Genomic DNA, 15,484 nt, shown 5'->3' with positions numbered 1-15,484 from the left:
TTTACTTCTCTCCAAGTTGCCGCAATGTGATATACGCCATCAAGCCAATACTCACTTTCAACGCATTTTCATCAATATCAAAAGTCGGGGTGTGCACAGCTGACGAAATTCCGGCAGCTTTATTTCCTGTTCCCAACCGATAAAAGCAAGCGTTGGTTTCTTGTGAATAATAAGAAAAATCTTCCGCAGCTGGCCAGATATCTAATTCAACAACGTTTTCTTCTCCTAAATATTCTACCGCAAAAGCACGGGAAGATGTTGTCAACTTTTCCTCGTTAATCAAGAAAGGATAACCTTTTCGTACTTCGAAATCACAAGTTGCTCCCATACTTTCCGCAATACCTGTTGCCATCTTGACCATATGTTCATGAGCTTCCGCTCGCCACTTTTCGTCAAACGTGCGGAATGTTCCTTCCAAATATACCTCATCAGGAATAACGTTGGTAGCACCGTTACCAACGATCTTTCCCCAAGATAAAACCGTTGGTATTCTTGGATCGGCATTCCGGCTAACTATCTGCTGGAGAGCCGTAATAATTTGTGCCGTAATGGCGATTGGATCTATATTTTGATGTGGATGTGCACCATGTCCGCCCCTGCCTTTTACTGTCATGAAAAGTTCATCACAGGATGCCATGTATTTTCCGGTGCGGAAACCTACTTTACCTGTTTCGATAAAGGGCATCACATGCTGCCCGATGATCCCTGTAGGTGCGGGGTTCTCCAGTACGCCTTCTTTAATCATAATAGAAGCTCCACCAGGGAGGCGTTCTTCCCCAGGTTGAAAAATAAGTTTTATGGTACCTCCGAATTCGCTTTTTAAGGATTGCAATATGGACGCAACACCTAGCAGCGAAGAGGTATGCACATCGTGCCCACAAGCGTGCATAACACCGGGGTTTTCCGATCCGTAGCTACGGCCATCTACTTCTTGTATAGGAAGGGCATCCATATCCGCCCGGAGCGCCAATACCTGTGCAGAAGGCCTTTCTCCATGAATCAGTCCGACCACGCCCGTATTTGCCATGCGCTCATAAGGTATTCCCAAATGTTCTAATTGCCGTTTAACAAAAGCAGATGTTTCGTATTCTTCAAACGATAATTCGGGATATTGATGCAAATGGCGTCTAAACCCAACCGTCTCTTCAAAGAAGTCGTCGGCAAGCTGTTTTATCTTTTCTTTCAACATGGACATGGTCTTCTCCTTATTCGTACGCCCAAACGTCTTCGGTGAAGACGAAAACATTGCTATATTGGGTGCGTAATTCCCGCATAAAATTTGTGGCTTCGGATCGACTTCTAAAATCGCCTACTTTAACCCTATAGTTTGGTTCGTCGTAGGTTACATAGCTTCCTATATCTTTATAGGACGTTTGGAACTTAGATTGTACAGCATAGGCATCGCCTCTGCTCGATCCAGAAAATATTTGTACACGAAATCCGCGTACTTTGACCCGCTTGCCGCTTTTTTTGTCGACCACTTTCGATCCCAAGCTAACCATGCGGGCAGTAGTAGGATTGATACCGTTTTCCGCCCTGAATTCCTGCAACAAGTTAATCAAAGAATCCTTATCCACTTCAACGATTCCTGATTGTGCTTTGCTAAGTTGCGCCAATCCAATGAGTATAAAACCAAATATCAATCCTTTATATAACATTTTCCGTCGTATTTTTAACCGTTTTTTCCGTGACAGTTTTTATATTTTTTACCCGAGCCACAAGGACATTCGTCATTTCTACCCACGGTTTGCGTTTTGCGTATAGGTTGTGTTACCTGCTGCTCCCGCGTATCTTTATCTTCTTCAGAAACTCCTGTCGGTGACGTCAGCTCTGCTTTAGTTGCTTTAACCTGTGCGGGCTGTGGCTGTACCGGACGTGCTTCGCGCACATTTTGCGGTTCTTGTTGCTGTCCAGGAATTTCTCCTTTAAACAAGAAGCTTACTATCTCTTTATTCATGGAAGCAAGCATGCTTTTGAATAAATTGTATGCTTCCATTTTGTAGATAATAATAGGATCTTTTTGCTCGTAGACAGCATTTTGTACAGATTGCTTTAAGTCATCCATTTCACGTAAATGCTCTTTCCAAGCTTCGTCAATCAATGCTAAAACAATTCCTTTTTCAAAAGATCTGAAAACTTCTTTCCCATTAGACTCTACCGCCTTCTGTAAATTTGTCGCAACTTGTATGCCACGAATACCATCGGAAAACGGTATAACGACATTTTCTATCATTCCTCCACGTTCAGCCAAAACATTCGTCAATACGGGAAGCGTTTGCTCCGCGATTTGCTGTCCTTTGTTTTGATAATGTGCGATAACCTGTTGGAATAGTTTGTCCGTCAATGCTGCTACGCCACTTTGCGTAAACTCCTCCTCCGCGATTTCGGGATTTAAGGCAAACAAGCGGATAACTTCAATTTGGAATTCTTCGTAGGTTCCGCCCTCTTTCGCTTCGGAAACGATATCTTCTACAACATCATAAATCGTATTGTTCAGATCGACGTCCAAACGTTCTCCGAATAGTGCGTTCTTACGCTTCGAGTAAATTACAGTACGCTGGGAGTTCATCACGTCGTCGTACTCCAACAATCGCTTACGAATACCAAAGTTGTTCTCCTCCACTTTACGTTGCGCTCTTTCAATAGATTTCGTCAACATACTGTGTTGCATCACTTCACCTTCTTCCACACCCATTTTCACCATGATGTTGGAAATCCGTTCAGAAGCGAATAGACGCATCAAGTTATCTTCCAAAGACACGAAGAATTGTGATGAACCAGGGTCTCCTTGACGGCCGGCACGTCCGCGTAACTGACGGTCTACACGACGCGATTCATGTCGTTCTGTACCAATAATCGCCAGTCCTCCAGCTTTGATAACCTCATCCGTTAATTTGATATCCGTACCACGACCCGCCATGTTGGTAGCAATCGTTACTTGTCCGGGACGTCCTGCTTCCGCAACAATATCCGCCTCCTTTTGGTGAAGCTTCGCGTTCAATACATTATGTTTGATGCCACGTAATTTCAACATCCGACTCAGCAATTCCGAAATCTCTACGGAGGTTGTTCCCACCAATACCGGTCTTCCTGCCTCTGTTAGTAACTGAATCTCCTGTGCTACGGCATTGTATTTTTCTCTTGCCGTACGATAAATCAGATCTTGACGGTCATCCCGCTGCGTAGGTCGGTTTGTCGGAATTTCCACTACATCTAGCTTATAAATCTGCCAAAGCTCACCTGCTTCTGTAGATGCCGTACCCGTCATCCCTGCAAGCTTATGGTACATCCGGAAGTAGTTCTGCAAGGTAATTGTAGCATACGTTTGTGTTGCATCTTCTACTTTTACATTTTCCTTTGCCTCGATTGCCTGGTGTAAACCATCGGAATAACGACGCCCCTCCATAATACGGCCCGTCTGTTCATCCACAATCTTCACTTTACCTTCATCCACGATATACTGGTCGTCTATTTCAAATAAGGTATAGGCTTTAAGCAATTGATTTATAGAATGGATACGCTCTGATTTAATAGAGTAATCCCGCAATAATTCTTCCTTTTTCTGTGCTTTTTCTTCTAATGATAAGTCTGATTTCTCGATATCTGCTATTTCGGACCCCACATCTGGCATGATGAAGAAATTTGGATCTTCCCCAGAAGCGGTGATCAATTCAATACCTTTTTCGCTCAGCTCTACTTGATTGTTTTTTTCATCGATCACGAAGAACAACTCTGCGTCCACCTTAGGCATGTTGCGGCTTTGTTCCGCCATGTAGTGGTTTTCTACCTTCTGCAACAGCTGTCTGTGATTCCCTTCTGATAGATATTTAATCAAGGCTTTGTTTTTAGGCAATCCGCGATAAGCACGCAATAACGCCATTCCTCCACCCTCGACATCAGCATCGCCGTTGGCAATGGCTTTCTTTGCCTCGTTAAAAACCGTATTTACATATGCTTTTTGCGCATTTACCAGTCGTTCAATACGCGGTTTTAGTTGATAAAATTCATGCTGATCGCCGCGAGGGATCGGACCGGAGATAATTAACGGGGTCCTTGCATCATCAATCAAAACGGAGTCCACCTCATCAATCATGGCATAATGTAGTTTACGCTGTACCATGGAATCCGGTGTCTGTGTCATATTGTCGCGCAAATAGTCGAAACCGAACTCATTATTTGTTCCGTACACAATATCTGACAAATATGCTTTTCTTCTTTGTGGCGAGTTGGGTTGATGTTTATCAATACAGTCTACGCTCAATCCATGGAACTCAAATAATGGTCCATTCCATTCGGAGTCACGACGTGCTAGATAGTCGTTGACTGTCACAATATGTACCCCCTGCCCGGATAATGCGTTTAAGTAAGTCGGTAATGTACCTACCAACGTTTTACCCTCACCTGTAGACATCTCGGAAATCTTACCTTGATGCAATACGACACCACCGATAAGCTGTACATCATAATGCACCATATTCCAAGTGACTTCGCTGCCTGCTGCAATCCAAGTGTTTTTCCATACCGCTTTATCACCTTCTACAACCACATTCGGTTTGAGTGCTGCGCGATCGCGGTCAAAATCGGTTGCCGTTACTTCGATTTCTTTATTTTCTGTAAACCGCCGAGCGGTTTCTTTTACCACGGCAAAAGCTTCCGGTAGGATTTCCAACAGCACTTCTTCCAACTTCTTATCTCTATCCTTAGATAGCTTGTCTACCTTCTCATAGAGCGCTGTCTTTTCACCCATATCTACGTCATCCTTGTCAGCTTCTGCTTTTAGGGACGCAACTTCCTCGTCTATATCGGCTAAATATGCTTTGATTCGGTTTTTAAAATCGGCTGTTTTCGCCCGCAATTCATCATGGCTTAACGACGATAACTTCTCGTACTCCTCTTTGATCTTATCTACAATGGGCTGTATGGATTTGATATCTCGTTCTGACTTACTGCCAAATAATTTACTTAAAAATTTTAACATAATATTTTTATCTCCGTATATCGCTGTGCAATAATGACTCCAACACAATGTTTACAGACATTTTGACACTAACCGGGCAAATTTAATTATTACAGATGATAACTAACAGGATTCCAGTTTATTTTTTTGTAAAACGTATGTTGTTCTATTTGCGTTATACTTCTATGAGGGATTAAGACGGTTTATCGTCTCCGTAACATATCTTATTGGGTGAGTATCAATTGAAAAGAGGATGTTTTATACAGTCAGAAAAAGCCTTCTATCCGAAGCCGGAATAAGTTTTAGCTCCTGTGCTTTATCAAACATTTGTTGAATAGCGCTGCGTCCCTCATTCCCTAAATGCTCGGAATATTTATTTACATACAGATCAATGTGCTTATACATCACTTCCTCCTCCATCTCTTGTGCATGCGAACGGATGTAATCCAAGCCTGATTTCGGATTTTCAAAGGCAAATTGTATGCTTTCGCGAATCAGACGGTTGATTTTAAGCTTAAGTTCTTCATTCAGATTCCGTTTAATGACAATCCCTCCTAATGGTATCGGGCTGTTCGTCGTTTTTTCCCAAAAATCACCCAGATCCACGACTTTTTGAAGCCCTTTCGCTTGATAAGTAAATCTATTTTCATGAATGATCAGTCCTAAGTCGATCGCACCATCCAATAGTGATTGCTCGATATCGGAGAAAACCAACTCCACTTTGTTCTGCAAAGCAGGGAAAGCCAACCCCAACAGAAAATTGGCGGTTGTATATTTTCCAGGAATACCGATTTTTAACTTGCTTTCCGCAGCATTTAGTTCTTCCTCGTTTTCTAACGCGCTCTTTAATCGAGTAGCTAGTTCTGGATCTTTCGCAATGAGCAATGGTCCAACACCCGATCCCAACGCACTACCAGCATCCAACAATTCGTAATCATTTACCGCATACGCAAAAGCATGGTAGCTCAGCTTAGTTATATCCAATTCACCCTGGAAAGCCATTTGGTTCAACGTTTCAACATCATGGTATTGTACATCGAACTCCAAATCCCCCGCGTTGATTTTATGATGGATCAAGGCATCAAAAATAAACGTGTCGTTCGGGCAGGGTGAAAAGCCTAGGGTAAGTTTCATTTTTGCTGTTTTTTTAAGCAAAAATAAGAAATTATATCTTACCTATTATTTATTTGCTTTATCTATTACAGTATCAAGATTAGTCCTAATAGGCCAGCTACCAAAACATAATATAGCGTTGGAATAATGGTCTTCCTTAAAATAACCCCCTCTTTCCCCATTAAGCCCACTACTGCAGATGCAGCTACCACATTGTGTATAGCGATCATGTTACCTGCGGCTGCTCCTACCGCTTGTAAGGAAACAATAATCACATTTGATATCCCAAGTTTCGTGGCAATACTATTCTGAAACTCAGCGAGCATCAAATTGCTTACCGTATTGCTTCCGGCTATAAAAGCTCCTATTGCACCAATTGATGGGGCAACCAAGGGCCAAAGACTCCCAACCTTCTCCGCTGTCCAATGTGCCAATGCAACCGGCATACTATCGATCCCCAAATTGTTCATCCCTGAATTGATGTAAATCCGAACCATCGGAATGGTGAAAGCAAGCACAAACGCCGCCATAAGGGCTGTTGAGAACGACTCCGAAAAAGCTTTTTTAAACTTCGGCACCCTCATTTTATGAAGGAGAAAGGCAAAAAGTGATGCTAGGATCAGAACGGTTCCCGGAAGATACAACGGGGTGGATGTCGCGGCTATCTCCGTTCCGTAAATACCCGTCCAACTGATCTTAAAATCCTGCAGCAAGCTGCCAATTCCTAATTCCTGCTTTCTTGTAATAATCAGCAGCAGGGAAACAAGCACATAAGGCAACCAGGCTTTGACGATATTCATTTTTCCTTCAGACAAATCCTCCTTCTCCATATCCAATGTTCCGGACCAAGATGGTAGCCAACTTTTTCTTTCCGGAAAATCCCAGGTGTCTGAAGGAAGGAGAAACTTATATCTTACAGCAGTGATCACGATCGCCAATCCAATCATAGCACCTAGAAGAGACGGAAATTCAGGGCCTAGAAATGTCGCCGTTAATGCATACGGCACGGTAAATGCAAGACCTGAAAACACAGCAAACGGACCGATTGTCCAACATTTTTTCCGATCCTCTTTTTTCCCAAAAACAACGATAACGACGATAATCATTATCCAAGGGATAAACGTCCCAATTAGAGCATGAATAATCCCTATCTGGGCAGTCGCTTCCTGTAAAAAAAACATTTTATCGGCTTGATCGGTAAATCCACTGGTTAGGCCGTTGTTCAGTCCTATTAATACTGGCGTTCCTATAGCGCCAAACGTCACGGCGGTACTCTGTACCATTAAGCCAATAATTACTGCCGACAAAGCAGGGAAACCCAGTGCTACCAACAAAGGGGCCACGATAGCCGCCGGTGTACCAAATCCCGAGGCCCCCTCTATAAAAGAACCAAATAACCAGGCAATAACTATGATCTGCACTCTTTTGTCGGCACTTATTTTGGTAAAGAAATATCGAATACTGGCCAAAGCTCCTGAATATTTAAGTACCGTCAGCAACAGCAATGCACCAAAGATGATATATAACACATCAAATGTCACAAATAGCCCCTCTATCGTAGAGGCGACAATATATTGAAAATCCATATCCCAAAATTGAAAGGCGATAAAGACTGTCAACAAGAAAACAGCGGGCATAGTATATTTTGCCGGCAATCTAAAACCGATCAGAAGAACCAATGCTAAAAGAATAGGGGCGAAAGCCAATAAAGCTTGAAGGGTTAAACTCATTGTATATGTTTATAACTTCTCTGGTTTTACAAAAGGTGTATCTACTCTTTCCGGCAGCCTATAGACATTTCCCTCCTTATCAGAAAAATAAAACCTAGACTCAGATGGTTGTCTTCCGTGACCATCTGCCCAAAACGCGTAAAAGTCTGGGTGCACGTTCACCGGTCTACGCGCATAGGTATGGTTATATTTGCTTTCGGCTGTCAACTGTTTGACTCTTTTCCATTTTTTCCCTTTGTTTGAAGACTGCCATAGCACCATCTCTCCCCCAGTATTGAAATCCTGCGGGCCGACTGTCGTAGGGGCAACGATAGACCATTTGTCTTTTTCTATATAGATAGAGCCCATATCATAATTATTACCGGCGGATGAAAAACTACGGATATTCCATTTTTTTCCTGTCCAATGAGCCGTGTGCCATTTTCTCGGACCATCCTCCGGTCCCGGCATCGGCCCACTCGTCGTGATATACAGGATCACCGGGTTGCCTTTATGATCAAAATTCACATCGCAGATATACACCGAACGCTTCTCCGCGTCGTAATCGTGTACCAAAGCGTTGTTCTCCACTACCGTTAACGGCAAATTAGCAGGCTTTCCATCTACTGTCTGCCATGTTTTGCCGAAGTCTTTGGTCTGTAGATAATAGACGTTCGTCCGAAAATCTAGACCGCCACGTACCCGGCGTTGCGGGTGGTAGTTAAAGGCCGTTCCCACCTGATGGCTCTGTTGGCCACTTGTTTGATATTGTCCTTCCCCAAGCTTTGACAAATCCTCCCATTCAGACCATGCTATTCCGTCCGGGCTGCTCATATATTTGATTACGCGTCCGCCTTGCTTTTCGTAACTCGTAAATAATCCCAAAAAGCCATTTTCTTTCGTGTAATATACCTGTAAGTAGGAAAAATTGTCCATCGGTACTTTCTTTCCATTGACGACTTTCGTCGCGGCTACTCGCTCAAATGCGGCGATATCATACGGTTTCACACTTTTGTGGATAAAAGAGGGTCTTCCTTTGCCATGTGATGTGGAGAAGATCCAGATATATCCATCTTTATCTACTTGCAGAACAGGGTTATCGTGCGCGTCGTTTGTTGCCTTGTCCACGACCATCACAGGTCGCGCCACTTCACCGGTCTTGTGGTCGAAATAAGACACCGTATGAATCAGTGTTTTTCCTCGCTCATCTGTACCGCCATAGCAAAAAAATGTTTTGTCTGCTTCCGGAGCATATACCGAAAACGGATAGTGATTGGATGGATAAGTACCCAGACCGCCGCTGTATTTGTACTTGTAGTCATTCTTTACCGCCCCACGCTGACCTGCTCCCGCTATCATGTACCAGATACCGTTAAAACCGTTTGCAGGCTTATTGAGGAGTTTCGCTTTGTCGTAAACTTTGTTATCTTGGGGATTATTTTGTGCCATTCCCGCCACTGAAAAAAACAGAAGGGCTATAGCTAATCCGATATGGACATTATATTTATTCTTCATATTACTTATATCAAAATTCATCGCTTCAACTTAATCACTTCACTACCTGCCAGTAAGAACGCACCGGTTCCATACACTTCCCAGCTATCTTGGCTAAAGTTCTTCTCCGGTGTTGCCCCAATAGGCTGTACCCAACCCACACGTCCTTCCTCATTCACACACTCCGTCAGTGCTAACCAAGCTTTTTCTACTACCGGCAAAAACTTTTCCCTATCCAATACATCATTGTTGATCCCCCACGCCAACGCATAGCAGAAAAATCCAGATCCACTCACTTCTCCTCCCGGATATGATTCCGGATCTAACATACTGGCTCGCCATAAACCGTCCGTTTGCTGTAAAGATGCCACACGGTGCGCCATCTCCACCAGTAATTCCTCGTAAAACGCCCGGTTCTGATAGTCCTTTGGCAATTCTTCCAGAATCCGGACCAATCCACCCATCACCCAACCATTACCACGCGACCAAAATATCTTTTGACCATTGGCTTCCCGTCGGCCTGAGCCATCGGGTTTAATGACATAATGGAGATCCCGGGCAAAAAGTTTTTCTTCTTTATTGTATAGCAGGTCATAGCATTTTTTGAAATATTCATCGTTCGCCTCCAAATACTTTTTGTCTCCTGTAAGCATACTTAACTTAACCAATGTCGGTGGCCCCATAAACAAGGCGTCACACCACCACCATTTAATGACATCTACCTTTCCTTTTGTGGGATACGGGTTTGCTAATAGTTTATCTACGACATCAATAGTGGGCTGGATCATTTCTGGCTTCCGTTCCACTTTATATAAATCCAGATAAGTTTGGTTAACGACGATATCATCCGCATGGTACCAGCGACGGAATGGTCTCCAATCTTGCGCGCTGGCGATATCCCGCATAGCATTGTAAACTTTTTTGGAGCCGGTGGTTTGCCATGTTGCAACCACGCCCGCATAAAAAGCACCATTGGTCCAGTCCTTGGGGTCATGTTTAGGATGGCGAAGCTGCCAGTCGGTAGCCTTCAACATCACGTTCTCAATATACTTTTTACCAAATATCTTTTTGTTTGTACCCTGGGCAAATATCGTCCCTGTAACCACCAACAACAGCAATACGGATAAGATTCTCTTCGTCATAACTTTTTTCTTCACCATAAATTTAAATTAAACAACATCTATACTTATTATTACGCTTCATTAAAACACCGGTTTCAACATACTCTCGAACGACGGATATCCATTATTGACCACGGGCCAACCTTCAGCATCCCAGTGGATCTTATCCAGCATGAGCACGCGTTGATTGACACCATTGACCATCGGGTTATTAACATCAATGGCGTGGTATAACATCCAGTCATCACCATTACTATCCGTCACGATCGGCGCGTTATGCCCCGGCCCCGCATATTGCGCATTCCGCTGCAAGACTAGTGTTCCATTTCCTCTGCTGGCAATATCATTCCCATTTTTATCCAGGTACGGGCCAAGCAAGTTCGTAGAACGTGCTACCAAGACGCGGTATGTACTGTTCGCACCGTCACAACAACCTCCCTTGGATCCGAAGAAGTAATAATATCCATTTTTCTCGAAAATATTGACCGCTTCCCAGTCTCCGGCGGCAATTTTGAACTTTTGGGACATATCTTTCACACTTCTTCCATTTTCGCTTAGCTCGACAGCATAGGTCCCCTGTTTTGGAGTGCCGTCAAAGCTCCCCCAAAACAGATACTTCTTGCCACCGTCTTCATAATAGAAAGGGTCGATGGAGTTGGGCACATCGATTTCGGACGACAGGAACATTTTCCCGTAATCAGAGAATGGACCTGCCGGATAATCCGCCACGGCCACGCCGATACCCGGATCGGGGTCATCCCATATCGACATCGAATAATACAGGTGATATTTGCCGTTGACATAAGCAATATCAGGTGCCCAGATCCCTCCCGATGGTTTCCATGCGGGTTTGTTGGAAAACGCATTGCCGACAAATGTCCAGTTTACCAAATCCTGCGAGCGCACAATAGGAACAAGACGGTTCGCGCCATTTGGCCACCGATCCTCTGTGCCGTAAGCATAAAAGAACCCCGTCAATGGATCCCGGATGACACTAGGGTCCGCTAAGATTGGTGTAAAGACCGGGTTTGTATATTCCAGCTCAGCCTGGTTGGCGAAGATGTTGACATTTTCGCTGGCGGAATAAAACAGATCAGGAGAAAGTGCCTGCGGTTTATAAATACTTCGGTGCGTAAATTCTTCTCCTGCGAAATCCTCGATAGTCAGTTCAAAAGAGCCTTCTTCGAGTATAATCGTTTTTTCCTGTCCGTCCGCAGACGATGTATAGGTCACTTCTTCGCCATCATACCCTCTCACACCCTCCATCGGCCGGAACCGAATCAGCAGTGCATTCCCCGTGAGTGCCATGTGGTTGACACTGCGAAGTATTAATCCACTTTCATAGACGTTCCCATGGGCCATTCCGACGACTTCGGTCTTCACCGATTGATTGTTCTTTTCGTCATACGTACGGAAATCAAACACATAGTTGCCTTCCTCCAGACCCTCAATCAGCACAAGTGTATCTTTTTCGGAGCTAATGGGCACTTCCTGGCGCCCACTTCCGGACGACCAGTAAATCACCACCTTGGTTACCCTCGGGTCGTTGATGGGGCGCCAGGTTAACAACACCCTTTCCCTTCCCGCATATGCCCGGACCGAGTCTGCTTTTTGCATATACGTAATCGGCCCATCTTTCAGGAATTCTCTATAGGTGCTGTCCATCTTGTTACAGCTTAATACGATCAATGCCCAAAAGATCAATACAACACTACAATATCTCTTCATAACGTTAAAGTTTTATTATCAAACATCAATTAATCTGTCACCGGATTCCCGAAAAACTGAAACTGCACGGAAGACCAATACGGTTGGTTTCCCCATGTGGAGAAGACCCGATACCGGATATACCGGTAAGTTTCTATCCCCTCCGGCATGTCAAAATTCTCTCCCCTTGTCGTCACCAGTCGATCTTCCGGCGTGCTATTTGCGTCACCAGGGATGGGGCTGCCGGAGGGCCGGAAGGATTCAAAGGCGCCGATTCGCGTCCATGACGCCCACGATCCGTCTGGATTGGGATCCTTACTGCCCCATAGCTCAAACCGCTTCACATGGGTAGAAGAAAAGGTATGGGCGGGGGGGTTGCTGCTGTTTCGCACCTGCCGCGGCCAATACACAAACCTGCTGAGCTCGTATTCCCGCCCAAGGTCGATAGTGATACTGTTTGGCAACCCTGCCGTGGTATTGGAAAAGAAGAAGTATGTTCCGGCGAAAGGCTGTGTGGTGGTTCCGCTCCAGAGGGCATGAATATTGCCTACACCAGCTCCTGCTCCCGTGTGATAAGGTTGTACTGGCTGCGGTCTATTCAGAAGATCATACGTGATATCCCCTGGCAGCGGATGGTTTGCAAATCGTGTTCTGTCTGCCATTTCTTCATAAACCGGAGTGGCCACAACCTCCAACGTATCCGATACGTTTTGCCACCGATCCCGGCAAACGACACCAAAGGTTGTCTCTACACTTTCCAATCCCCTGACATAGAATATACCCTCTTCTAAACTGGTGTATAAGGTTTCTAACTCCTGCCATCTATCGCCGTCGTTCAACTTCAAAAATGTAATCTGCAAATTCGCTTTTGTCGGATTGCCGTATGTTGATCGCACACCGCCAAATACGGGCTGTACATCCAAGGTCTCCGCTACTTTTCGATAAGGAGGTGTTGTGGGGAAAACCGTCACTTCTACAGGCTCGGATCTTACCTCCGAAAAACTTACCGAATAAAGAGCAACTTTATATTCTCCCTCCTCCGGGAAACCATCCAGTTCCAGTTCACTGGTATAGAAAGACCCTTTTTTCCGCGTTTCATTCCCTTTGATGGTATATACCGCTTCGATATAATTGACATTGTCGTCATTGGGCACGGCATATTTGACGATGGCACCACCACTAATATTTTCAACACCTCTTACCGCTACGGGTTGTGGAACGCCATCTCCCTTGCCGATAGGGCTGTTCATGTCGGCATCACCACAGGAAAACAAAACCGCAACCGAAAACAAAAGTGCCATATGTCGTATCAAAAAAGCATATCCTTTTCTATGCCTGCTTTTGATCTCATAATAAGTTTTCATATACATATATGTTTTAAAATTCTATAATCAATATCCAAAATTCTGAATGAGGTTCTCATTTTTACGCAGCTCGTTAAGCGCAATCGGCCAGAAATAATCTTTCATGCTAAACAAGGGTTGGTACCAATTCACTGGAACATAATACTCTTCTTCGGTGGAACCGTATACATACCAGCCGGTGATGGGTTTATTAAGCTCTTCGTATGCTGTTTTCCAACGACGCAGATCCCAATAGCCCTTTCCTTCAAACGCCAGTTCTAACGTACGTTCCCGCTGTATGATTTCTCTTCGGCCCTCCAAGGTATTGGGCTTGTCGGGTCTGCTCGAATATAAGCTCCACGACCATTCTACCCCTTCCAGTCCGGCTCTTTCCCGTATTCTATCGACATACTCCAATACTTCTTCTTTGCTTCCTCCCGCCTCATTCAACGCTTCGGCGTAGAGCAGGTACAGATCTGCCAGACGCATGACCGGCCAAGCATAATAAACAGCTGTCGCGCTGGTGCCCGTGGATACGGTTGTCTGGTAATTATTCAGTTTCTTTGCCGAATACCCCGTCAGATTATGGCTATTCGCTCGAAAGCTACCGGCACTGCCTGAATAGCGCATCTCTGCGACAAGGGGATTATCCTCGTCCAGAAACCCTGAACCGAACCATATCCCTCCATCGAAAACTAAATCTGCATAAAACCGGGGTTCCCGATCGAAATTCAATCCCACCGTAGTATATCCCTGACTGATATTAATACGGTCATTTGCCCCTGCGGTCCGAAGATTGTACATCCCCGCACTATTGTACGTAATATCTTCTTCAATCGGCACGCCATTTTTGGTATAGAATTTCTGAACAAATTTCAGTGGCACATTCATCCGTGCCGTGAAACTGGTATTAGTTGAAGTAGATACCAATCCCCTCGGCCAGTTATGTCCGGCAATAGCCGACTGTCCATTAGACGATGATGTACCGCCTACCCAGCAATTTGTATTGGGCCAGATCACTTCACGGTTCCAGTTTTCGTTTACCGCGCCGCTGATGCTCAGTTTAGTCCGCGTGATATCCGATATGGGTATCGTTAACGCTCCTTCAAAGGTGTACAGTGAACGTCCCTGCAGTTCCAGCATATCAATAGCCTGCTTACTTGTTGCCGCCGCTTTCTCCCACCGAGCTCTTTTCTCTTCATCTGTTTTATTAGGGTTAAATATGGCGATACCACGATTATCGACAATGCTCGCATAATCGGTATTGCCGTTGAATAGCGGACTGGCTGCCGTTACCTGTACATATGCTTTGAAGGCCAACACAATTCCCTTATTAATGCGCCCTAGTTCTTGTGCTTCATTGGTCGTGTACTCGGGTAAATATTCATTCGCCAAAGCTTCATCGAATAAACTTTCAATATATTCAAAACATTCATCCAATGTATTCCGATATACTTTAGTTTCCTCAATGCTCGCGCCGACCGGAAGGTTTTGATCCATGATATAGATGGGTCCGTAATTCCGAACCAACCAAAAATGGTAGTATGCCTTCAAAAACGTTACTTCGCTCTTCCATTTTTCTTTTTCATCCGCTGCCATGTCAGGCACGCGGTCTATATTTTCCAGAAAAATGTTGCAATCACTAATACCCTGGTATAGGGATCGCCCCGGTGCGTTTAAATTGGTATATCCTATCCAGGCATCGGCGTAAGGTGCATTGGCATTCTGGTTGCCATATTGGATGTTGGCGCCTATACCACCTAGTGAGCCATTGGTGCTCACTTCATTGGTCGCAGCAAAGAACTCTTCCCCCGCCGTAAACGATGGGTTGGATGCAACATTACCTTGCGACGGCATATAGGAATAACACGTAAACAGATATTTCTCCGCGGAAATCCGTGTCGTAAATGCATTATCAATGGTAGCTATTCCGTCTGGAACGATATCCAGATACTTTCTGCAAGACCCGGTGATTGTTATCAGAACGATAATTACGATAACGTAATGAATTTTAGATAATATTTTTTTCATTGTCAATAG

10 protein-coding genes are annotated in these 15,484 nt (G+C 44.6%); all 10 read right to left on the bottom strand.

Features of this window, described 5'->3' with window-relative positions:
* Position 1: 1 nt before the first annotated feature.
* Positions 2–1,189, bottom strand: coding sequence for a M20 metallopeptidase family protein (locus FXV77_RS04955; protein ID WP_148918369.1), 1,188 nt, complete (start codon positions 1,187–1,189; stop codon positions 2–4).
* A 16-nt stretch (positions 1,190–1,205) separates the two neighbouring features.
* Complete coding sequence (locus FXV77_RS04950) at positions 1,206–1,658, bottom strand: SPOR domain-containing protein (RefSeq protein ID WP_148918102.1); 453 nt, start codon at positions 1,656–1,658, stop codon at positions 1,206–1,208.
* A 14-nt stretch (positions 1,659–1,672) separates the two neighbouring features.
* Positions 1,673–4,978, bottom strand: a complete 3,306-nt coding sequence (gene secA, locus FXV77_RS04945) for a preprotein translocase subunit SecA (RefSeq protein WP_148918101.1) — start codon at positions 4,976–4,978, stop codon at positions 1,673–1,675.
* A 237-nt stretch (positions 4,979–5,215) separates the two neighbouring features.
* Entirely contained in the window at positions 5,216–6,091 is an 876-nt protein-coding gene (locus FXV77_RS04940; protein WP_148918100.1) for a 1,4-dihydroxy-6-naphthoate synthase, read from the bottom strand.
* A 65-nt stretch (positions 6,092–6,156) separates the two neighbouring features.
* Positions 6,157–7,800 (bottom strand): L-lactate permease, encoded by a 1,644-nt coding sequence (locus tag FXV77_RS04935; protein WP_148918099.1) that lies wholly within the window; start codon positions 7,798–7,800, stop codon positions 6,157–6,159.
* 9 nt (positions 7,801–7,809) lie between these two features.
* Entirely contained in the window at positions 7,810–9,294 is a 1,485-nt protein-coding gene (locus tag FXV77_RS04930; protein ID WP_222867711.1) for a BNR-4 repeat-containing protein, read from the bottom strand.
* 17 nt (positions 9,295–9,311) lie between these two features.
* Positions 9,312–10,415: a glycoside hydrolase family 88/105 protein gene (locus FXV77_RS04925; protein WP_148918098.1), complete on the bottom strand. Its 1,104-nt coding sequence runs from the start codon at positions 10,413–10,415 to the stop codon at positions 9,312–9,314.
* A 60-nt stretch (positions 10,416–10,475) separates the two neighbouring features.
* Positions 10,476–12,122 carry a family 43 glycosylhydrolase gene (locus FXV77_RS04920; protein ID WP_148918097.1) on the bottom strand — a complete coding sequence of 549 codons (1,647 nt, stop codon included), beginning with the start codon at positions 12,120–12,122 and terminating at the stop codon, positions 10,476–10,478.
* Positions 12,123–12,151: 29 nt separating this feature from the next.
* A complete protein-coding gene (locus FXV77_RS04915) occupies positions 12,152–13,465 on the bottom strand; it encodes a DUF5000 domain-containing lipoprotein (RefSeq protein WP_187444011.1) in 1,314 nt (437 codons plus the stop codon).
* 27 nt (positions 13,466–13,492) lie between these two features.
* The gene (locus FXV77_RS04910) at positions 13,493–15,475 is read right to left on the bottom strand and encodes a RagB/SusD family nutrient uptake outer membrane protein (protein ID WP_148918095.1); all 1,983 of its coding nucleotides are present in this window, start codon (positions 15,473–15,475) and stop codon (positions 13,493–13,495) included.
* Between the last annotated feature and the right edge of the window lie 9 nt (positions 15,476–15,484).

Origin of the sequence: Sphingobacterium phlebotomi (genome assembly GCF_008180195.1) — a bacterium.
In the GTDB taxonomy this organism is placed as follows: Bacteria; Bacteroidota; Bacteroidia; order Sphingobacteriales; family Sphingobacteriaceae; genus Sphingobacterium; species Sphingobacterium phlebotomi.
This window is presented reverse-complemented; position numbering and strand designations above follow the sequence as displayed.

Coding starts and splice junctions, on each gene's coding strand:
- FXV77_RS04910 (WP_148918095.1), bottom strand. CDS start 15,475: ATGAAAAAAATATTATCTAAAATTCATTACGTTATCGTAATTATCGTT.
- FXV77_RS04950 (WP_148918102.1), bottom strand. CDS start 1,658: ATGTTATATAAAGGATTGATATTTGGTTTTATACTCATTGGATTGGCG.
- FXV77_RS04920 (WP_148918097.1), bottom strand. CDS start 12,122: ATGAAGAGATATTGTAGTGTTGTATTGATCTTTTGGGCATTGATCGTA.
- FXV77_RS04940 (WP_148918100.1), bottom strand. CDS start 6,091: ATGAAACTTACCCTAGGCTTTTCACCCTGCCCGAACGACACGTTTATT.
- FXV77_RS04935 (WP_148918099.1), bottom strand. CDS start 7,800: ATGAGTTTAACCCTTCAAGCTTTATTGGCTTTCGCCCCTATTCTTTTA.
- secA (WP_148918101.1), bottom strand. CDS start 4,978: ATGTTAAAATTTTTAAGTAAATTATTTGGCAGTAAGTCAGAACGAGAT.
- FXV77_RS04955 (WP_148918369.1), bottom strand. CDS start 1,189: ATGTTGAAAGAAAAGATAAAACAGCTTGCCGACGACTTCTTTGAAGAG.
- FXV77_RS04925 (WP_148918098.1), bottom strand. CDS start 10,415: ATGACGAAGAGAATCTTATCCGTATTGCTGTTGTTGGTGGTTACAGGG.
- FXV77_RS04915 (WP_187444011.1), bottom strand. CDS start 13,465: ATGAAAACTTATTATGAGATCAAAAGCAGGCATAGAAAAGGATATGCT.
- FXV77_RS04930 (WP_222867711.1), bottom strand. CDS start 9,294: ATGAAGAATAAATATAATGTCCATATCGGATTAGCTATAGCCCTTCTG.